The organism is Acidovorax sp. T1, from assembly GCF_002176815.1.
Taxonomy (GTDB): domain Bacteria; phylum Pseudomonadota; class Gammaproteobacteria; order Burkholderiales; family Burkholderiaceae_C; genus Acidovorax.
On the sequence record NZ_CP021648.1, the window covers coordinates 1517017 to 1537290 of the forward strand.

13 protein-coding genes, 1 tRNA gene and 1 pseudogene are annotated in these 20274 nt (G+C 65.7%); 5 read left to right on the forward strand and 10 right to left on the reverse strand.

The window, feature by feature from the left end:
* The first annotated feature begins 47 nt into the window (after positions 1–47).
* Complete coding sequence (locus CCX87_RS07230) at positions 48–527, forward strand: hypothetical protein (RefSeq protein ID WP_087745051.1); 480 nt, start codon at positions 48–50, stop codon at positions 525–527.
* On the opposite strand, the gene istB is transcribed toward CCX87_RS07230, so the two are convergent.
* On the reverse strand, positions 473–1237 hold the full coding sequence (istB, locus tag CCX87_RS07235) for an IS21-like element helper ATPase IstB (protein ID WP_056269326.1): 765 nt from the start codon (positions 1235–1237) through the stop codon (positions 473–475). The two genes, CCX87_RS07230 and istB, sit on opposite strands and share 55 nt — an antisense overlap.
* Positions 1238–1316: 79 nt before the next feature.
* Positions 1317–2897 (reverse strand): annotated as a pseudogene (istA, locus tag CCX87_RS07240) (IS21 family transposase); the annotation flags it as partial.
* Between the two features lie 2 nt (positions 2898–2899).
* Between istA and CCX87_RS07245 the strand changes: the two are divergent.
* Positions 2900–4375: a restriction endonuclease subunit S gene (locus CCX87_RS07245; RefSeq protein ID WP_087745053.1), complete on the forward strand. Its 1476-nt coding sequence runs from the start codon at positions 2900–2902 to the stop codon at positions 4373–4375.
* An 80-nt stretch (positions 4376–4455) separates the two neighbouring features.
* Here CCX87_RS07245 and CCX87_RS07250 read toward each other — a convergent pair.
* A tRNA-Arg gene (locus tag CCX87_RS07250) sits at positions 4456–4532 on the reverse strand.
* A gap of 160 nt (positions 4533–4692) precedes the next feature.
* Here CCX87_RS07250 and ybaL point away from each other — a divergent pair.
* Complete coding sequence (gene ybaL / locus CCX87_RS07255; protein ID WP_087745055.1) at positions 4693–6426, forward strand: YbaL family putative K(+) efflux transporter; 1734 nt, start codon at positions 4693–4695, stop codon at positions 6424–6426.
* Between the two features lie 109 nt (positions 6427–6535).
* Here ybaL and CCX87_RS07260 read toward each other — a convergent pair whose 3' ends face one another.
* A complete protein-coding gene (locus CCX87_RS07260; protein ID WP_087748231.1) occupies positions 6536–8395 on the reverse strand; it encodes a M14 family metallopeptidase in 1860 nt (619 codons plus the stop codon).
* 286 nt (positions 8396–8681) lie between these two features.
* On the reverse strand, positions 8682–10454 hold the full coding sequence (locus CCX87_RS07265) for a DEAD/DEAH box helicase (protein WP_087745057.1): 1773 nt from the start codon (positions 10452–10454) through the stop codon (positions 8682–8684).
* Between the two features lie 243 nt (positions 10455–10697).
* On the opposite strand from CCX87_RS07265, the gene ettA reads away from it, so the two are divergent.
* Positions 10698–12359: an energy-dependent translational throttle protein EttA gene (gene ettA / locus CCX87_RS07270; RefSeq protein WP_087745059.1), complete on the forward strand. Its 1662-nt coding sequence runs from the start codon at positions 10698–10700 to the stop codon at positions 12357–12359.
* 60 nt (positions 12360–12419) lie between these two features.
* Positions 12420–14609 (forward strand): DUF1631 family protein, encoded by a 2190-nt coding sequence (locus tag CCX87_RS07275; RefSeq protein WP_087745061.1) that lies wholly within the window; start codon positions 12420–12422, stop codon positions 14607–14609.
* Between the two features lie 71 nt (positions 14610–14680).
* On the opposite strand, the gene CCX87_RS07280 is transcribed toward CCX87_RS07275, so the two are convergent.
* The 5 genes from CCX87_RS07280 to CCX87_RS07300 form a co-directional block, all read right to left on the reverse strand.
* A complete protein-coding gene (locus tag CCX87_RS07280) occupies positions 14681–16003 on the reverse strand; it encodes a TAXI family TRAP transporter solute-binding subunit (RefSeq protein WP_087745063.1) in 1323 nt (440 codons plus the stop codon).
* Between the two features lie 45 nt (positions 16004–16048).
* Positions 16049–17053, reverse strand: a complete 1005-nt coding sequence (locus CCX87_RS07285; RefSeq protein WP_087745065.1) for a P1 family peptidase — start codon at positions 17051–17053, stop codon at positions 16049–16051.
* Positions 17054–17097: 44 nt separating this feature from the next.
* Entirely contained in the window at positions 17098–19299 is a 2202-nt protein-coding gene (locus tag CCX87_RS07290; RefSeq protein ID WP_087745067.1) for a copper-transporting P-type ATPase, read from the reverse strand.
* A gap of 61 nt (positions 19300–19360) precedes the next feature.
* Complete coding sequence (locus tag CCX87_RS07295; RefSeq protein ID WP_087745069.1) at positions 19361–19753, reverse strand: copper-binding protein; 393 nt, start codon at positions 19751–19753, stop codon at positions 19361–19363.
* Entirely contained in the window at positions 19750–20175 is a 426-nt protein-coding gene (locus tag CCX87_RS07300; RefSeq protein WP_232476551.1) for a DUF411 domain-containing protein, read from the reverse strand. The genes CCX87_RS07295 and CCX87_RS07300 overlap by 4 nt, the downstream gene beginning before the upstream one ends.
* Positions 20176–20274 lie beyond the last annotated feature (99 nt).

The window sequence follows — 20274 nt, forward strand, 5'->3', positions numbered from 1 at the left end:
GTTTGTTTTTATGCAAAATCGGGCTCTAGCCCATACAGATCAAGCGCATGCTGCTATCAAATTTAGATTTACTGGCCACCGCCCCCGGCGGCGTGGCGCGTCTGCGTGAACTCATCCTGACCCTGGCCGTGCAAGGCAAGCTGGTGCCGCAAGACCCGGCCGATGAACCGGCGGGTGTGCTGCTGCAGAAGATTCGGGCGGAGAAGGATCGGCTGATTGCCGAGGGGAAATCCAAGCGGGACAAGCCGCTGGCGGAGATTGCGGAGGAGGAAAAGCCGTTTGAATTGCCGCAGACATGGGAGTGGGCACCGCTCGGCGAGGTAGTGGAAATAGTTCGAGGAATTACTTTTCCGGCCAATGAAAAGACCAAAGAAGAAGCGCCTGGTCGAATTGCCTGCTTGCGAACCCCGATGGCCAGGTCAAATTCCCCCACCCTTGGCCACCCCAAATTCCCCCAGGCAGGACGGTCGGATTATGACGACTCGGGTGTGATGGCGATGCGTGCAGCGGCCTCCTTGAGGCGGTAGCTCTTGCCCTCGAACTCCAGCATCGCGCAGCGGTGCATGAGGCGATCCAGGATGGTGCTGGCCATGGTGGCGTCGCCGAGGTATTTGCCCCAGTCCTGCACCACGCGGTTGGACGTGATGAGAACAGCGCGGCGCAGCTTGTAGCGCTGGTGCACGATGGCCTGTAGGACTTCAGCGGCATGCTCGCTGATGCGTCTGGCCAGGAACAGGTCATCGAGGACGAGCAGGTCCGGCGCGACCCAGTCCTTGAGCAGCTCGGTGCGCTCTGCCGTAGTGGCCAGCGCGTAACGGGCGAACTCGGTGTCGGCTTCCAGGTAACGCACGTCATAGCCCTGCAGCGTGGCCTGGTAGGCCACGGCCTTGGCCACATGGCTCTTGCCGGTGCCCGGCTTGCCGATGATCAGCGCGTTGGCCCCCTCGCCGATGAACTTCAGGGTGTGCAACTCGAAGCAGGCGCTGCGCGGCAGCTTCGGGTTGAAACGCCAGTCGAAGTCAGCCAGCGAGGGGCGCTCATCCAGACCCGAGCGCTTGAAGCGGCGCTCGGTCAGGCGAGAGCGCCGGCGGTCCAGCTCGTCTTGCAGCATGGCGGCGAAGGTCTCCAGGAAAGGCTGCTGGGCGGCCTGGGCCTGCATCACGCGGGTGGACAGGGTCTCGGCGATGCCGGACAGGCGCAGCTCGCGCAGCGCGCGTTCGATCTCGATCATGTTCATGGGCTGAACTCCCGGGTGCGTTGGTGGTGTTGTTGTTGGTGGTGGTGGTGGTGGTGGTGGTGGTGTTTGCCGTGGCGGCGGCGAGCGCGAAGAGATCGCTGTACTCCTCAGCGTCTCGGATGAGCTCATGCTGCTGCGTCAGCGCGTGGGCACCGGCGGCGGGTGCTTCGCCGCAGGTAGCCTCGATGGCCGCCATCGCCTGGGCAAAGAGGGCTTCGGTCAGCGCCAGCACGCGCTTGTAGCTGTAGACCCCTTGCTCCAGGGCCTGGGCGCAGGCGGCATTGATGCAGTGCGCCGGGTAACGGCGCATGAGTCCCACAATGCCCCAGAGCTTGCGCTGCCCGACACGACCCTCGATGGCAAAGAGCAGCTCACACAGCCGGCTGGCGTGCTCACCAATCTCGCCGGCCTGACGCAGGATCAGGCGGGTCTCGCGAGACGGATTGAACACCCGCTCCTCCATGGGCAGAATCACCGTGCCGGGACGCTCGGCCTTGGCGTGGGTGCGCAGCAAGGCACGGGTGTGCATGTCACGAATCTCGATGCGCTGGGCGTAGATGCGCACCAACACCTTGGAGCCGATGTTCGCCGGGCGAGCGGCGTAGCTGCTGTGATCCACCCGCACACAGCTGTCGTCGCAGACGGTGCGCACCGCCTCGTCGAAATACTGCATTCCCAGCACTGGCAGGGGTTTGAGGTGGCTGCGCTCTTCCTCGAACATGGCCTGCACCTGGCGTCGCTCGGTGCCGTGGATGCGCTTGGATGCCCAGCTCTTCTCCCAGTGCGCCAGGAACTCGTTCTGGGCCTCGATGGACTCAAAGCGCCGGCCCTTCAAGGCCGTGGCCTGGGTATGGCCGATGGCATGCTCCACCGTGCCCTTGCGGTTGGGGTCTCGCACCCGCGCCGGGTCGGCCACCACGCCGTAGTGCGCCAGGGCGGCGGCGTACACCGGGTTGAGATCGGGCTCGTACAGGTCGGGCTTGAGGACGCCTTCCTTCAGATTGTCCAGCACCACGTACTGGGGGCAGCCCCCGAAGTACCGCAGGGCCCGCTCGTGCAGCTCGGCCCAGATCTGCTGGCTGGACTTCCAGACCACGCACCGGAAACTGGCACGGGAATACCGCAAGGTGGCCACGAACAGGCGGGGCTTGCGGTACCGGTCGCTGCCGGGCACGCGGGTGGGCGCGCCCTCGCCGTAGTCCACCTGCATCTCCTCGCCGGGCAGGAAGGACAGGCGATCGAACTGCTCGGGCTCCTTGTGCCGCAACTTTGCACAGAAGCGTTTGACCGAGTTGTACTGGCCATCAAAGCCGTGCTGGTCGACCAGGTCCTGGTAGATGGCCGTGGCGTTTCGCTTCAGCCGCAGCTGGGCTTCGATGAACTCGCGCCAGGGTTCGCACAGGGAGGTGGCCACCGGCCCAGGAGCCGGTGGCCAGGGTGGGGGAATTTGACCTGCCGAGCCGGTGGCCACCCCGGGGGAATTTGACTGCAGTTGCTCCAGCCAGCGCTGGTGGTAGCTCCTGACCGTCTTGCGGTCGATGCCCGTGATGCGGGCGATCTCGCGTTGCGATGTGTTGCGCTCCAGCAGTGTCTCTATGGTGGCGCGTTGGTTGGACTTCAAGACATTCACTCCTTGGCCTTCCCTCGGGGAAGACTGGATCAATGTCCTGCCAACAGGTGCCGACGACGCCGGCGTTAAACCCCTATCCCCGATCAGTTCAGGTGGGGGAGTTTGAGGTGGCCATAGACGGGGGAATTTGGGTGGCCATCAGGGTGCGAACAGCGAACGTTCAAGAGCAGATTGAATGGGATGACCTGTTGTTCATCGCTGAATCGTTTGTTGGCCGAGAAGACCAAAAGCTTCAATTGCATGACATCGTTATGTCGATGGCGAACAGTCGTGAGTTGGTCGGCAAAGTGGCATTGGTGAAGCAAATTCCGCATTCCCAGGCAACTTTCGGCGGTTTTCTTGGGGTGTTGCGCCCATGGCAGCTGGAGCCACGTTTTGTCATGGCCTTATTGCGCACACCGTATGCGCGTTCGACGTTAATCGACAGTGCAAGCCAAACAACCAACATTGCCAACGTTTCGCTTGGTAAGTTGCGGCCTCTCGCTTTTCCAGTCCCACCCCTCGCCGAACAATCCCGCATCGTCACCCGCGTCGAAGAACTCATGCGCCTGTGCGATGCGTTACAGGCCAAGGGCCAGCTGCAGGCCACGCAACACGCCCAACTGGTCAGCACCCTGCTGGGCACGCTCACCGCCAGCGCCACGCCCGAAGAGCTGGCCGAAAACTGGCAGCGCGTGGCCCAGCACTTTGACCTGCTGCTGGACCGCCCAGAAGCCATCGACGCCCTGGAGCAAACCCTGCTGCAACTGGCCGTGCGCGGCCTGCTCGTGCCCCAAGACCCCACCGACGAACCCGCCAGCATCCTGCTGGCCCGCATGTGCACCGAAAAAGACCGCCTCATCGCCATCGGCCAGATCAAACGCGACAAACCCCTGCCGCCCATCACCGACGAGGAAAAGCCGTTTGAGTTGCCGGTGGGGTGGGAGTGGGTGAGGTGGGCCAACATTGCAATGAAGATTGGTGACATCGATCACAAGATGCCGTCTGAAGCTAAAGACGGGGTGCCCTACGTTTCGCCTCGAGATTTTTATGGCACGAATGACATTGACTTTGACGGCGCAAAGAGAATCGCATACAGCGACTACGTTGAGCTGGCTTCAAAAATTCGGCCAGAGGTTGGTGACCTGATTTACCCCCGATACGGAACTATCGGCGTTGTCCGGAAGGTAACTACTGATCGTGAATTTCTTGCCTCTTACTCTTGTGCGGTCATCAAAGTCCTACGCGGTTTTATAGAGCCTGACTACCAGTACCTGTTCTCTGTCTCCGGATGCGCAAAGGCGCAGGCGGCTAGCGCGACAAATAAGACTACGCAGCCAAATGTGGGCTTAAAGAGCATCCAAGAATATTTGGTGCCCCTCCCACCCCTCGCCGAACAATCCCGCATCGTCACCCGCGTCACCGCCCTGCGCCGCCTGTGCGCCGACCTGCGCCAGCGTCTGGCCGAGCGCGAGGCAGTGCAGGCCCGTCTGGCCGAGGCACTGGTGCACGAGGTGTCTTCGGTGTAAGGCAGCAAGAAAAAACCCGCCACGCCACCAGGCGTGCGGGTTTTGCGGTGTGTGGAGGCTGGCTGAAGCGCCGATTTTTTTGGCCTGCCCGGAGGGACTCGAACCCCCGACCTATAGCTTAGAAGGCTATTGCTCTATCCAGTTGAGCTACGGGCAGATGGATGTGGTGCTGGGCGCCTGGGCAGCGCTCTGAGGGGGTGAATCATACCCGGCGCGGCGCCTGCTTTAAGCGCGGGGCCGCGCACATGGCCGGAGGGCGGTGATTGCAGTTATAACGATGCATCCATCCACCGCTGGCGACTTTCGCCCCATCAGCCATGCCGCACAGCCTTAACCTGATCAACACCATCGCGGCCGCGCTGGGCCTGGCGCTGGTGTTGGGTTTTCTGGCCACGCGTGTGCGGTTGCCGGCGCTGGTGGGCTACCTGTTGGCGGGTGTGGTGATTGGCCCGTATACCCCCGGTTTTGTGGCCGATGCCGCCATGGCCAGCCAGCTGGCCGAAATCGGCGTGATGCTGCTGATGTTTGGGGTGGGGCTGCATTTCTCGCTGGGCGACCTGCTGGCGGTGCGCAAGATTGCCGTGCCTGGCGCGGTGGTGCAGATCATGGTGGCAACCGCCTTGGGCATGGCGGTGGCTTGGGGGTGGGGTTGGAACCTGGGCGGCGCGCTGGTGTTTGGCATTTCGCTGTCGGTGGCCAGCACGGTGGTGCTGCTGCGCGCGCTGGAAACCCTGGGCATTCTCGACACCTACACCGGGCGCATCGCGGTGGGCTGGCTGGTGGTGGAAGACCTGGCCATGGTGCTGGTGCTGGTGTTGCTGCCGCCGCTGTCGGGTGTGCTGGGCGGCAATGCTGCCGCAGCCACGTCGGCCAGCATCTGGCAAACGCTGGGGTGGACGCTGCTGCAGGTGGGCGGGTTTGTGGCGCTGATGCTGGTGGTGGGGCGGCGGGTGTTTCCGTGGGTGCTGTGGCAGGTGGCGCGCACGGGTTCGCGTGAGTTGTTCACGCTGTGCGTGGTGGCGGCGGCGGTGGGCATTGCGTTTGGCTCGGCCGCGCTGTTTGGGGTGTCGTTTGCGCTGGGGGCCTTTTTTGCGGGCATGGTGATGCGCGAGTCCGAGTTCAGCCACCGCGCAGCGCAAGAGTCTTTGCCGCTGCGCGATGCGTTTGCCGTGCTGTTTTTTGTGTCGGTGGGCATGCTGTTCAACCCTTCGGTGATGTGGGAGCGGCCGCTACAGGTGCTGGCGGTGGTGGCCATCATCATCGTGGGCAAGTCGCTGGCGGCGGCTGCGCTGGTGCTGGTGTTTCGGTATCCGCTGCACACGGCGCTGACGGTGTCGGCCAGCCTGGCGCAGATTGGGGAGTTTTCTTTCATCCTGGTGGGGCTGGGTGCCTCACTGGGCTTGTTGCCGCCCGAGGGCGCCAGCCTGGTGCTGGCCGGTGCGCTGATTTCGATTGCGCTCAATCCGCTGGTTTTTCGGGCCATAGCGCCCTTGCAGAAATGGCTGCTGGCGCGCTCGGCCTTGGCGCGGCGGCTGGAGCAGCGCGACGACCCGCTGGCCGAGTTGCCCACCAGCACGGACGAGCGCTATCTGGCGCGCCAGGTGGTGCTGGTGGGCTATGGCCGCGTGGGGCGGCGCGTGGCCAGCGCGCTGGCCGCGCACGATATTCCGCTGGTGGTGGCCGAGCAAAACCGTGAACTGGTGGAAAAGCTGCGCGCACAGGGCATGGCGGCCGTGTTTGGCGACGCGGTAGACCCTGCGGTGTTGATCCAGGCCCACATCGCTCGCGCCTACATGCTGGTGATTGCCACGCCCGACACGCTGAATGTGCAGCAGATCATTGCCACGGCGCGCGCGCTCAACCCGACCATCGAGACCGTGGTGCGCAGCCACGGCGAAGAAGAGGCGCACCGGCTCGAAAAAGAATGCGGCAGCACGGTGTTTCTGGGCGACGAAGCCCTGGCCCAGGCCATGGCAGGCCATGTACTGGCCCGCGCGGTTGCCCGGGGATTCAGTGCAACGGCGCCGGGGGCGCTGCATGAATCGGCTTGACTTGGCTGGATTTATAGCAAAATTGGCCTGTAGCGCTTGTGTATTAAGCGCTAGATGCTATCTTTTTTGATGTGGTTGCTGTCTGCCAGAGCGCGGCGTTTCAACACCCTTATTCGTCGCTGTCTTCAAAAACCAGTGAAGGCACCGTCATGACGCGGGCCGTGCTGGCCAGGTCGTCGATCAGGCGGTTGGCGAAGAAGCTGCTTTGGGTGTCGGGCTCCAGGGCCGCCACGGCCAGGTTGGCCAGGCCCTGGTTCAGCGGCACATAGAAGCTGCCGGCGGGCACGTCGATGGCGCGGCGCACGGGGGTTACCTGGATGCGAATGGTGCCGTCGCTGCCCGCGACGGTGCCGCGCACATCGGCGCGTTCGGTGGTTTCGCGGGCGGTTTCGCTGTAGGTGTCGGCCAGCACACCACCGGGTTCGGCGATGCGCAGCACCTGCACACCCAGCAGTTGCAGCCGCTCGACCGCCATGGTGGCGCTGGCCGCCAGCCAGTAGCCGCAAGGCCGGGCGCGTGTTTTCACGGGCTGCAGGGTGAGCGATGAATTCCAGTCCACCTTCAGGGTGCGGTCGGCGCCGGTTTCGGGGTCGAGCATGGTCAGCTCGCGCTGCGTGGGCGTGGCCTGCGCTTCCACCACCACCTGGCCTTTGCAGGCCTTGGAGGCGGTGTCGCGCACCACGAATGATCGCACTTGTTCCAGGTTGGCGGCACGCTCTGCGGTGCTGCGCAGGGCGCTGGTGATGGCGGTGACCTGGGTGTGCACGCGGCGCTGGATGTGCATGCGCCCCAGGCCCACGCCCCGGGTTTCAACCAGCAGGCTGACGCTGTTTTTCAGGCCATTGACGTTGCGCCCAGTGTCGGGCTGCGCGCCGCCCATGGAGATGCGCCTGTCGTCCGGCTGGGTGGAGGTGGTGTAGTACCAGTCGCTCGACAGGCCCTGGGACTGCAGCGCACCGAGCATGGGCTGGTGAAACCACTCCAGCGAGGCTTTGGTCAAAAATTCGGGGTAGTTGGCCGTGGTGGTGTATTGCAGCAGGGCGTCGTAGCGCTGGATAGCGTTGAACTTTTGCAGGTAGCGCCCGACCACGGTGAATTCGTGCGCATCCAGGACCACGATGGGGCGGTAATCGCGCACCACGCGCGCCAGTGCCTGGGCTTCGGGTGTTTGCAGCAGCAGGTGGTCGCGGTTCATGTCCACGCCGCTGGCCGTGGTGCGATTGCCGCTGGCTGCGCCATCGGGGTTGGCCCGGGGGATCACCACCACGTTGATGCGGTCGAGCAGGGGCTCCAGCAGGCCCTGTGCGAGTTCCCGGGCAATCACCAGCAGGGCCTCGCTGCTGGCGGGCTCGTCGCCGTGCTGCTGGCCGATGAGCACGACGGTGGAGCGGCCATTGGCCTCCAGGCTGGCGACATCGGTGCCTTTGGCGTGGGTCAGGAGCAGGCCCAGAATGGGCTCGCCGTGCTGCGACGTGCCAAGACTGAGAACGCTGGCCGTTGTTGACCCCCGTGGCGTGGCGCTGGCCACTTCGCGCAGCCACTGCCCCACTTCGGCGTTGGTGGTGAAGCTGCGCCGCTCGGGGGCAAGCCCGGGCGTGCTGTATTGGGTGGCAGGTTCGGCAAACCGCGCGGCCACGGCAGGGCCATAGGGCGCGGCCGACGCAGCGTCTGCGGCAGCCAGCGCGGGCGCGCTGGGCTGCAATGGCGTGACCACCACGTTCTCGCGCGGCTGCCCCAGCGGCGGCGGCACCACGGTGCCACGCTGCACACGCGGCACGGAATCCGGCGCACGGGCGCGTGTCGTGGCGGGCGTGCCGGGCCAGGGCGGCAGTGGCGTGCTGGCACAGGCGGACAGCAGCACGGCCAAAAGGGCCAAAGAACTGCGCCATGGCGTGCGGCGTGCAATCAACGGCGTGGACCGCGCGGCGTGGGCGGTGGCTGAAATGGATAGAGCGGGGCGCTGGGTCATGGTGTGCATTGCCTGAGAGCCGGTAGGACTGGCGCGATGTTAACTGCGAGTCTTACAGCGGGTGTGTCAGCGTACACCGCGCCACCCTGGCTGGGGGGCTCTCAGCGAATTTGCAACGCCACGCGCCCAAAAGCGCGGTTTTGTGTGCCGCATAGCGTCAGATACTGCACCAGGATCGTGGGCACGGATCGGACAGCGCCTGCACACCGGTCGTCCTTGCTGCATGGCAGCAGGCGCGTGGCGCCCCGCTGCATGCAGGCTATGGCTGGGCGTGACGGGAGCGCGCTCAGCGGCCGAAAGAGCCGCGATTGCCACCGGGCCCGCGAGACCCGCCGCCCCGGCCGCCAGCGCCACCCGTGCCACCGCCATAGCCGCCACCGCCGCCCGAGTTGCCCCGGTAACCACCACCGCCACGGCGGCCGCTGCCGGCCATGCTGTCCACGCTGGTGCGCATCGGGTCAGGCTGGCCGCCGGCCGAATGGCCCGCGTTGCGCTGTCCCGGGTTGCTGTGGCCCGACTGCGTGCCCAGGTGGGCATTGGGGCGGGGGGGTTGTGCGTCGTCGTAGCGGTTGCCGCCACCGCCGCCTTCATAGCCGCCGCCACCGGCGGGGCGAGCGCGGCCGCGTGCCGGTGCCTGGGCACCCCCACGCGCGCCGCCGCCCTGGCCACCACCGCCGCCGCCACCGCGGCCGGAGCGGGGGGCATTGCCGCCACCGTTACCACCACCCGCACCCTGGCGTGGGCCGCGGTCGCCGCCGCCACCACCCTGGCCGGCCTTGTTGGTGCGGATGCGTTCCATCATCTCGCTGCGCGCCGCCTTGGCCGCTGCCTGCATGACATCGCGGCTTGGGGGCTTGCCTGCGCCGCCCCAGATGGTCTGGCGGCCCATGGCAATGGGCTCGGCCTTTTCGCCGGCGTCGGGGCCGAAGCCTTCGATGACCTGCACGGGAATCTGCTGCTTGGTGAAGCGCTCGATGTCCATCATGAAGCCTTCCTCGTCCATGCAGACCAGGCTGACGGCTTCACCGCTGTTGCCGGCACGGCCCGTGCGGCCGATGCGGTGCACGTAGTCTTCCGACACGTTCGGGATTTCGTAGTTGACGACGTGTGGCAGCTCGTCGATGTCGATGCCGCGCGCCGCGATGTCGGTGGCAACCAGGGCGCGGATGTCACCGCTCTTGAAGCCGGCCAGGGCCTGCGTGCGGGCGCTCTGGCTCTTGTTGCCATGCAGGGCCATGGCGTTGACGCCGTTCTTGGTCAGGAATTCGGCCACGTTGTTGGCGCCGAACTTGGTGCGCGTGAACACCAGCACCTGGCTCCAGTTGTGCTGCTGGATGATGTGCAGCAGCACCTGCTTTTTCTTGCCGCGGCCCACGGGGTGGATGACCTGCGTGATGCGCTGCACCGTGGTGTTGCTGGGCGTGACCTGGATGCTTTGCGGGCTCTTGAGCAGGGTGTTGGCCAGCTCGCGGATTTCGTCGCTGAAGGTGGCCGAGAACAGCAGGCTTTGCTTGTCCTTGGGCACCAGGGCCAGCACCTTCTTCACGTCGTGGATGAAGCCCATGTCCAGCATGCGGTCGGCTTCGTCGAGCACCAGCACCTGCACGGTGGACAGGTCCAGGAAACCCTGTTGCTGCAGGTCGAGCAGGCGGCCGGGGGTGGCCACCAGGATGTCCACGCCGCGCTTGATGCGGTCGATCTGGGGGTTCATGCCCACACCGCCGAAGACGACGGTGGAGTTGATATCAAGGTATTTGCCGTATTCGCGCACCGACTCTTCCACCTGGGCCGCGAGTTCGCGGGTGGGGGTCAGCACCAGGGCGCGGATGCCCTTGCCGCCAAACTTGTTCTTGGGTGCAGCGCTTTGCGACAGGCGGTGCAGCATGGGCAGGGTGAATGCGGCGGTCTTGCCGGTGCCGGTCTGTGCGCCGGCAAGAAGGTCATGGCCCGCCAGTACGGCCGGAATGGCCTGTGCCTGGATGGGCGTGGGCGTCTCGTAGCCTTGTTCGAGCACGGCCTTCAAAATGGCAGGAGCCAGATTCAGTTCTTCAAATTTCATGTCAATGGATGCACCCGTCCGGGGCGCTGGGTATCGGCCTGTCGTGGCAACCGGTGGGTTGCCGAGCCAGTCTTAGGCAGATGAGGTTCAAGGGTGGGAGCCCGGAAGATGCGCTTCCTTCGTCCCCAGCAGACTGCTGATGTGGCGGGCAACTGGAGCCCGCAACGCCGCGTATTGTCGCATGGGCCGATAATCGCGGTTTGTACGCAGAATTTCTGCCCACTTTTGCAGGTTAGAGAACGAATGGCCCAATACGTATTTTCCATGAACCGTGTCAGCAAGACCGTGCCGCCCAAACGGCAGATCTTGAAAGACATTTCCCTGAGCTTCTTCCCCGGCGCCAAGATTGGCGTGCTGGGGGTCAATGGCTCTGGCAAGTCCACTTTGCTCAAGATCATGGCGGGCGTGGACAAGGAGATCGAAGGCGAGGCCATCGCCATGCCGGGCATCAAAATTGGCTACCTGCCCCAGGAGCCGCAACTCAACCCGGACCACACGGTGCGTGAAAGCGTCGAGGAAGCCATGGGCGAGGTGTTCGCTGCCAAGGCCAAGCTCGAAGAGGTGTATGCCGCCTATGCCGACGCAGACGCCGATTTCGACGCACTGGCGGCCGAGCAGGCCCGCCTGGAAGCCATCATTGCCACCGCCGGCACCGACTCCGAGCACCAGCTGGAAATCGCCGCCGACGCGCTGCGCCTGCCTGCCTGGGACGCCAAGGTCGGTGTGCTGTCGGGGGGCGAAAAGCGCCGCGTGGCGCTGTGCCGCCTGCTGCTGTCCAAGCCCGACATGCTGCTGCTTGACGAGCCCACCAACCACCTGGACGCCGAATCGGTGGACTGGCTGGAGCAGTTTTTGCAGCGCTATCCCGGCACCGTGGTGGCCATCACCCACGACCGCTACTTTCTGGACAACGCGGCCGAGTGGATTCTGGAACTCGACCGGGGCCATGGCATTCCGTACAAAGGCAATTACAGCGACTGGCTGACCCAGAAGCAGGCCCGCCTCGAATCCGAGCAAAAGGGCGAGGAATCGCGCGCCAAGGCCCTGAAGAAGGAGCTGGAATGGTCGCGCCAGAACCCCAAGGCCCGCCAGGCCAAGAGCAAGGCCCGTCTGGCGCGGTTCGAGGAACTGTCCGATTTCGAATACCAGCGGCGCAACGAGACGAACGAAATCTTCATTCCTGTGGCCGACCGCCTGGGGACCCAGGTGATCGAGTTCAAGAACGTCACCAAGTCGTTCGGCGACCGTGTGCTGATCGACAACCTGACCATGAACGTGCCGGCCGGCGCCATCGTCGGCATCATCGGCCCGAACGGCGCCGGTAAGTCCACGCTGTTCAAGCTGATCGCCGGCAAGGAAAAGCCCGACAACGGCGAAGTCGTCATTGGCTCGACCGTGAAGATGGCTTTTGTGGACCAGCACCGCGATGCGCTGTCGGATGACAAGACCGTGTGGGAAGACATCTCCGGCGGTCTGGACATGATCAACATTGGCAAGTTCACCATGGCCAGCCGCGCCTATGCGGGCCGCTTCAACTTCAACGGTGGCGACCAGCAAAAGAAGGTGGGCATGCTCTCGGGCGGCGAGCGCGGGCGCCTGCACCTGGCCAAGACGCTGATCTCCGGCGGCAACGTGCTGCTGCTTGACGAGCCCTCCAACGACCTGGACGTGGAAACCCTGCGCGCCCTGGAAGATGCGTTGCTGGAATATGCCGGCACGGTGCTGGTCATCAGCCACGATCGCTGGTTCCTCGACCGCATTGCCACCCACATCCTGGCCGCCGAGGGCGATAGCCAGTGGACGTTCTTTGACGGCAACTACCAAGAGTACGAGGCTGACAAGAAGCGACGCCTGGGCGAAGAGGGCGCCAAGCCCAAGCGCATGCGTTTCAAGGCACTGAAGTAAGTCTGAGGGTTTCCGGTCAACTTGCTTTGCCACCGGAAACCTTTCTTTCCTCCTTCCTGCATGTCTGTCACTGCGCACCAATCGAGAACGGTCTTCCGTGCCTGCGTTGTCCACGCGGTGCGCGGGGGCGAAGCCCTGATGGGGCAGCTGGTGCAGGTCGCCAAGGGCGCGTTGGAGAGGGAGGAGTCTTTCACCCGCGACATTCAACAGCGCGCTCTGGTCGGCGACGCCTGGCGGTTGCTCAAGCAGCACGAGCCATCGCTGGTCAAGGCTTACCCCATGGCCTTGCTGGAAATTTTTGCCCAAGGGCCGTCCAAATCGGGCGCTCGCACGGTGACTGACACGGGCATGGATTTCGGCGAGCTTTCGCTCATGGACGAAACCGAGATGCAGGACCAGGTGGAACTGTCGCGGGCCCAGCAATTGGCAGCCCATGCCACCGACGCGGTGCTGGCGGAACTCAACACCCTGGTCAGCTCCGCCCAGGGATTGCGCAGTGTTCAGCCCGAACGCAACCCCTTGCGCCCGGAAAACTACATCCGCGCCTTGCTGAGGGTGGTGGCCGAGACCGGGGTGGAGCCACCCGTGCGGCAACTTTGGATGGAGCACATGCGCGAAGTGCTGGGCCAGTTGCTGGTCACCGAATACAAAAGTGCTGCCGCCAATCTTCGCGAGCATGGCATCGAACCGGTGGGGTATGCCGTGCTTGGCATGCCCTCCGGCGGTCGCAGCGGCTCCGGTGCGCTCAATCCGAGCAACGGCTATAGCGGGGGCTACTCGACCGGTTACGGCGGGCACTCCTTGGGTGCACCCGTCAGCGCGCACGGCGCCCCGGCAGCCTATGGCGGCCGGGGTGTGGACGGTTTTGCAGGTTGGCAAGGCGATTCGCTGCAGGCGCCCATTTCCTCGGCGGCCGAGGAAGCCTTGTTGACCGTGGGTATCCTGCGCCAGATGCTGGCCGGCGGTTCAGGCTGGCACGACCCCGGCGTGGCGCCGGTCGTGTATGCGGCTCCCTATGTGGGGCCGGTGGATGACCCGGCGTATTCGCCGGTGGTCGCCATGGAAGTGGTGGGCCGCATGATGGACAACATTGCGCAGGACCGGCGCCTGCTTGCTCCGGTTCAGCGCGCGGTGCAAAACCTGGAGCCGGCAATCAAGCAGCTGGTGCGGCATGACGGGCGCTTTTTCACCGATGAGGCGCATCCGGCCAGGAAGCTGCTGGACGAACTGACCCAGCGCAGTCTCGCGTTCAAGACGGAGAGTGCAGAGGGCTTTGACCAGTTCATGCGGTTGCTGAACGAGGCGGTTGGGCATCTGGCTGCCACGAATATTCACGATGCCGGGCCTTTTGACACGGTGCTCAAGGCGCTGCAGGCGGCCTGGGACTCGCAGGAGCAAAGGACCAAGTCGCAACACGATGGCAAGGCAAAAATTCTGCTGCAGACCGAGCAGCGTGAAATGCTGGCCGATAAGATCGCGGCCGACATTCGCAAGTTGCCGGATCTGGAACAGGTGCCCGCAGACATCCTGGACTTCGTTACCGGCCCGTGGGCCGATGTGGTGGCGCTGGCCCAGGTGACGCAGCCCGAGGGCCTGAACGGTAGCGAGGGCGACCCTGGCGGGTATCTGGCACTCGTGCCCCTGCTGCTGTGGAGCGCGCAGCCCGTATTGACGCGCGCCGAACCAGACCGCCTCACCAAGGCCATCCCCGGCATTTTGGCCAAGGTGCGCGCAGGGCTCAAGACGATCCAGCACCCACCCACCCAGGCCAGCAGCTTCATGCAGCGGCTCGTGGGCCTGCACCAGGCAGCTTTCGAAAAGCCGGCCCAGGCCCCGGTGGTTGTGCAACCAGAACCACCATCCGAGATCGAGCCCGAGCCCGCATCTCACGAAGCCCCACCCACGGACGAACTGCCGGTAGCGGCGGTGGCTGCAACCGAGCCCCCCGATAGCGCGCTTGCAGCGCCTGTGGACGACAGCCTTTATGCCGAATTTGTGGTGGGTGTCTGGGTGGAGCTGATCACCAACCGCCGTGCAGTGCGCACCCAGCTGACCTGGGCCAGCCCGCGCGGAACCCTGTTTTTGTTCACCGCGGCCGACGGCAGCACCCAGTCCATGACGCGGCGCATGCGCGACAAGCTGGCATCCGAGGGCTCTCTGCGTGTTCTACCCGGTGCACCACAGGCGGCCCGCACCCCGGATGCAAAGGTGGCAACGCTGCAGGCAAAAAAGCCTGGCCAAACCCGCTGAACAGATCAGCCCAGGCCAAGTCCAGGTCAAGTCCAGGCAGGAATGCAGCCTGCCTTGCGGCAGGTGCTCCCTCAGGTGCGCAAGAGTTTTCGGCGCACCAGATGGATGTGGTTGCGCAGCGCATACAACTCGTCGGCATACGACAGCGGCACGCTCACTTTTTCGACATGGGCCTCCAGCGTGTCGAGCGCCACCAGCAGGTCTTGCGGCAGGGCCTTGCCCGATTCGAGATCGTTTTCGATTTCGCGCAGACGCCCGTACCAGCGGAACACGCGTGAGCGCACCCTGAACTGGTAGATCGGTGGCACCACCCGCGACAGCGGCAGCATCACCGCCAGCAAGATACCCAGCACCAGCCACATGCGCTCGATCAGGTTGGCAATCCAGAACGGCAGGTAGCGCTGCAGCAGCGGCACCGGTTCGTTGATGGCGCGCTCGCCCTCCTTGGCCATGGGTAGTTCGCTGTGCCGGGTGCTGGGAAACTCGCGCGCCCGGTTGAACCAGCCCGCGCCACCATGCAGCGTTTGCGCATTCTGGGCAAACAGCGTCAGCAGCGCGGGGTGCGTGCCCTCGCGGGCCAGCAGCGACGTAGTGGATGCCACCAGCCGCACATCGTGCGCGGGCACATTGCCCGCCAGATCCACCACCCCACGGGGCAGTGTCACGGGGGTGAGAAACGGAAACTTGCGGCCATAGGCCTCGTGCTGGGCAAAGTCCATGAGGTGCACGCCGGGCGTCTGCAGCAGCATCTGCACCATGAGCGATTCGGGCGCCGACGCAAACACCAGCGCATCGAGCTTGCCCGCCAGAAAAGCCATGGTGGCGGGCGTTTGCTCCAGCCGCGACAGTTTCACCTGCCCCTTTTCCACGCGGTTCGCATCGAGCAATCGGTCCATCAGGGTGGGCACGCCACTGCCTTCCGAGCCCACGTTCACGCGCAGGCCGCGCAGCTGGCGCAGGCTGTCGAGCCGCCCGCTGCGGTGGATCTTCAGGGCGGAATCGGCGCGATAGAACAGCCACACCGGTTCGACAAACAGGCTGCCCAGCGACACCAGCTGCTCGCGGTCGTCTGGCTGCAACTCAGCCGTTCCGCCCTGCACAAAGGCCAGGTCGGCCTTGCCATCGCGCAGCAGCTGCAGGTTGGCCGACGAGCCCTCGCTGGGCAGCAGCACCACCTCGATGCCGTCGGCGGCCAGGGCTTTCTGGTAGCGCTTGCCAAACTCTTCGTAGGCGCTTTGCGCGGGGCCGGTGGCCAGCGTCACCTGGTTGGGCGGGTTGGGGTTCAGCCACCAGTAGGCGGCCACCACCAGAGCCAGGGCCAGAAAGGCCAGCGGGCCGGCAGAGACGATGAGGTCGCGCAGGGTGAGCAGGGTGTTGCGAAAAGCCTGGGGCATGGGTCTTGTGGTCAATTGGACCGAGGGTGCGAGTCAGTCAGCCTCTCAGGCCATATCAGCTGCGCAGGGCAGGTGCATGCCGTCGGAGGTGGTCAGGGCCTGTGCGGCGCGCACGGCGCGGGCCGTGGCGATGGCCGTGGCTTCGGCCGCCATGGTGGCCAGCACCAGCATGCCAAGGTGTTGGCCCGAAACGCCGGTGCCCAGGGTGAACAGTGTGTCGCCATCGGACAGGGTGTGCACCGGGTTGATGCTGCGCGCCAGCCCGTCATGGGCGGCCACGGCCAGCCGATGGGCCTGCACCTTGGTGATGACCGCATCGGTGGCCACCACGCCGATGGTGGTGTTGGTGCCGGCCAGCAAGGGTTGTGGAAGCTCGCCGCGCAGCAGGGCGCGGCGGGTGTCGAGCAGATGCAGGCCGTCTGTGGTGCGGGCGCCGGCAATCAGCTGGGCGGTGTCGGGGTCGAGCACATCGCCCAGGGCGTTGCAGGCGATGAGGGCACCCATGGTGACGCCACCCACGGTGATCGACGCGGTGCCCACGCCGCCCTTCATGGCCCGCTGCATGCCAAAAACCTTGCCGACGGCGGCACCGGTGCCGGCGCCCACATTGCCCTCGGCCGGGTCTGCGGTGGATGCGGCAGCGCAAGCGGTATAGCCCGCAGCGGCGTCGGGGCGGATGCGCATGTCGCCCACCAGCAGGTCAAACAGCACGGCGGCGGGCACGATGGGCAGGCGGCCCACCGCCACGTCAAAACCCACGCCGCGTTCCTCCAGCCAGCGCACGGCGCCGGTGGCGGCGTCCAGCCCCCAGGCGCTGCCGCCGGCCAGCATGATGGCGTGCACCTTTTCGACCAGATTGCACGGGTCGAGCAGATCTGTCTCGCGCGTTCCGGGCGCTGCGCCGCGCACATCGACGCCGCCCACGGCACCTTCGCGCGCCATGACCACGGTGCAGCCCGTGGGGCGGCGCGTGTCGGTGAAGTGGCCTACCTCGATGCCGGCCACGCGGGTGATGCTGCCAGCGTCGCTGGCGGGAAGGCGTGCGTTCATGGCCGGTGATTATGGTGCCCGGCGCGGCACCCTCCGTTGTGGGATCAGAGGATCTTCGCCCGGCGCAGCCGCAGCGCGTTGCCGATCACCGAGACCGAGCTCAGGCTCATGGCCAGCGCCGCGACCATGGGTGACAGCAGCCAGCCGGTGAACGGGTACAGCAGGCCCGCCGCCAGCGGAATGCCCAGGGCGTTGTAGACGAAGGCGAAGGCCAGGTTCTGCTTCATGTTGGCCACGGTCGCCACCGACAGCGCGCGTGCCGTGGCAATGCCGCGCAGGTCGCCCTTGACAAGGGTGAGCTGCGCGCTGTTCATGGCCACATCGGTGCCGGTGCCCATGGCGATGCCGACATCGGCACGCGCCAGCGCTGGTGCGTCGTTGATGCCATCGCCCGCCATGGCCACGGTGCGGCCCTCTTTTTGCAGGCGCTCCACCAGCGCCAGCTTGTCGGCGGGCTTGACCTCGCCATGCACCTCGTCAATGCCCAGCCGCTGGCCCACGGCGCGCGCCGTGGTCAGGCCGTCACCCGTGGCCATCACCACGCGCAGGCCGGCGGCGCGCAGGGTGGCCAGGGCTTCGGGCGTGCTGGCCTTGACGGGGTCGGACACCGCCAGCAGGCCGGCCAGTCGGCCATTCACCGCCAGGTGCATCACGCTGGCGCCCTGGCTGCGCAAGGCCTCGGCCTGGGTGGCCAGCGGCGCCACATCCACACCGCTTTGCTGCATCAGCACCGTGTTGCCCAACGCCAGTGCCTGCCCGGCGACGATGCCGCGCACGCCAATGCCCGAAGCCGAATCGAACTGCTCCGGCTCGGTCAACGGCAGGCCGCGCTCGTGCGCCGCATTGACAATGGCCGCCGCCAGCGGGTGCTCGCTGCCCTGGTCCAGGCTGGCGGCCAGGCGCAGCACGTCGTCTTCGGCAAAACCGGCCGCAGCCACCGCGCGCTCGAAGGCCGGGCGGCCCTCGGTCAGCGTGCCGGTCTTGTCCACGATGAGGGTGTCGATCTTGCGCAGGTTCTCGATGGCCGCAGCGTCGCGGAAAAGCACGCCTTGGGTGGCGCCGCGCCCGGTGGCCACCATGATGGACATGGGCGTGGCCAGGCCCAGCGCGCAGGGGCAGGCAATGATGAGCACGGCCACGGCGTTGATCAGGCCGTACACCCAGCTCGGTTGCGGGCTAAACAGCCCCCAGCCAAAGAAGGTGAGCAACGCCGCCGCCACCACCGCCATGACAAAGTAGCCGGCCACGGTGTCGGCCATGCGCTGCATGGGCGCGCGCGAGCGCTGGGCCTGCGCCACCATCTGCACGATCTGCGACAGCACAGTGGCCGCGCCGACATGCTCGGAGCGCATGACCAGCGCGCCGCTGGTGTTGAGCGTGGCGCCAATCAGCTTGTCGCCTACGCGCTTGGTTACCGGCAGCGGCTCGCCGGTCAGCATGGATTCGTCGAGCGCGCTGCTGCCTTCCTCGACCACGCCGTCCACGGGCACCTTCTCGCCGGGGCGCACGCGCAGCCGGTCGCCCACATGCACATGGGCCAGCGGAATGTCTGCTTCGCTGCCATCGGGCGCGATGCGGCGCGCCGTCTTGGGCGCCAGGCCAAGCAGAGACTTGATGGCGGCCGAGGTCTGCGAGCGCGCCTTCAACTCCAGAATCTGCCCCAGCAAGGTCAGCGAGATGATCACCGCCGCCGCTTCAAAATACACCGCCACCCGGCCCATCGAGATGAACGAGTCGGGGAACACCTGCGGCGCCACGGTGGCCACCACGCTGTAGCAAAAGGCCGCGCTGGTGCCCAGGCCGATCAGCGTCCACATGTTGGGGCTGCGGTGGGCCACCGACTGCACGCCGCGCACCAGAAACGGCCAGCCCGCCCACAGCGCAATCGGCAGCGTGAGCACCAGCTCGATCCAGCTTTGCACGGCCATGTCGAACCAGCCCAACTGGTGGCCGAACATCGCGAGGAAGGTGACCACCACCGTGAGCGGCAGCGTCCACCAGAAGCGGCGCTGAAAGCTCACCAGCTCGGGGTTTGTTTCTTCGGTCAGCTCGGGAATCAGCGGCTCCAGCGACATGCCGCACTTGGGGCAATTGCCGGGGTGGTCCTGCCGAACCTCGGGGTGCATGGGGCAGGTGTAGATGGTGCCAGGGGCCGCTGGGGCCTGTGCCGATGGGGGCTGCGTGCCATGGCCGTGGTGCGCAGGACCATTCGGGTGGCTGGGCGTGGGGGTATCGGACGGGTTCATGCGGGCCTTTCTGGCGGGATGCACGGGTAAGAACGTGAACACATTCTAAAGGTGTCGTGGCTCAGCGCGCGGCTTCCATGCGGGTGACGAAGTACCCTGCACTTTGCTGTTCCGCCCGGAAGCGCACCTTGTCGCCCGGCTGGAAGGGGGCGAGCATGCTCGCGTCGTTCACGCGGAACACCATGGTCATGGGCGGCATACCCAGGTTCTTGATCTCGCCATGGCGCAGCGTGACCTTGAGCGTGCGCGGGTCCCAGCGGGTGATTTCGCCTTCGCTCAGCTCACTATGGTCTGCTGGCGCGATGCCAGGGGATTCTTGTGCGGCCGGTGAGGCAGGGGCCGTGGCGGGGTGGTGGCTGCCATGGTCGTCAGCCGCGGCGGGGGCCTGCGCCAGGGCCTGGGCCAGCGCGCTGGCCAGCAACAGTGCGGCGGTGGAGTGGGCGAGTGGTTTCATGACGATGCCTTCTGGTTGTAGCTCTTGAAGATGCGGGTGCTGCCATCGCGCGCCACCAGCAGCACGTCGTAGGGGTCGCGGCGGTTGCCGTAAACCGCGCCGTCCATGCCGGGCGAGCCCACCGGCATGCCTGGCACCGTGAGGCCCAGCGCCTTGGGTTTTTGCTGCAGCAGCGCGCGCACATCGCTGGCGGGTACATGGCCCTCGATCAGGTAGCCGCCCACGAGTGCGGTGTGGCACGAGCCCAGCTTTTGCGGCAGGCCCAGGCGGGAGCGCACCGCGTTGTTGCCGGTGTCGTGGATGGTGAAGCTGAAACCGTTGGCTTCCATGTGGGCGATCCAGTCATGGCAGCAGCCGCAGCTGGGGTCTTTCCAGACCTCGATGGCGGTGCCGGTGGCGGCGCGCACGAGGCGCGGCGCCATGAGGGCTGCGCCGGTCAGGGGTAACGCGGCCAGCAGCAGATGGCGGCGACTCAGGCCGCTGTGGGGGGTGGTGGGGGCGGCAGAAAAAACCGGGGTTTT

Coding starts and splice junctions, on each gene's coding strand:
- CCX87_RS07230 (WP_087745051.1), top strand. CDS start 48: ATGCTGCTATCAAATTTAGATTTACTGGCCACCGCCCCCGGCGGCGTG.
- istB (WP_056269326.1), bottom strand. CDS start 1,237: ATGAACATGATCGAGATCGAACGCGCGCTGCGCGAGCTGCGCCTGTCC.
- CCX87_RS07245 (WP_087745053.1), top strand. CDS start 2,900: ATGTCCTGCCAACAGGTGCCGACGACGCCGGCGTTAAACCCCTATCCC.
- ybaL (WP_087745055.1), top strand. CDS start 4,693: ATGCCGCACAGCCTTAACCTGATCAACACCATCGCGGCCGCGCTGGGC.
- CCX87_RS07260 (WP_087748231.1), bottom strand. CDS start 8,395: ATGACCCAGCGCCCCGCTCTATCCATTTCAGCCACCGCCCACGCCGCG.
- CCX87_RS07265 (WP_087745057.1), bottom strand. CDS start 10,454: ATGAAATTTGAAGAACTGAATCTGGCTCCTGCCATTTTGAAGGCCGTG.
- ettA (WP_087745059.1), top strand. CDS start 10,698: ATGGCCCAATACGTATTTTCCATGAACCGTGTCAGCAAGACCGTGCCG.
- CCX87_RS07275 (WP_087745061.1), top strand. CDS start 12,420: ATGTCTGTCACTGCGCACCAATCGAGAACGGTCTTCCGTGCCTGCGTT.
- CCX87_RS07280 (WP_087745063.1), bottom strand. CDS start 16,003: ATGCCCCAGGCTTTTCGCAACACCCTGCTCACCCTGCGCGACCTCATC.
- CCX87_RS07285 (WP_087745065.1), bottom strand. CDS start 17,053: ATGAACGCACGCCTTCCCGCCAGCGACGCTGGCAGCATCACCCGCGTG.
- CCX87_RS07290 (WP_087745067.1), bottom strand. CDS start 19,299: ATGAACCCGTCCGATACCCCCACGCCCAGCCACCCGAATGGTCCTGCG.
- CCX87_RS07295 (WP_087745069.1), bottom strand. CDS start 19,753: ATGAAACCACTCGCCCACTCCACCGCCGCACTGTTGCTGGCCAGCGCG.
- CCX87_RS07300 (WP_232476551.1), bottom strand. CDS start 20,175: ATGGCGCCGCGCCTCGTGCGCGCCGCCACCGGCACCGCCATCGAGGTC.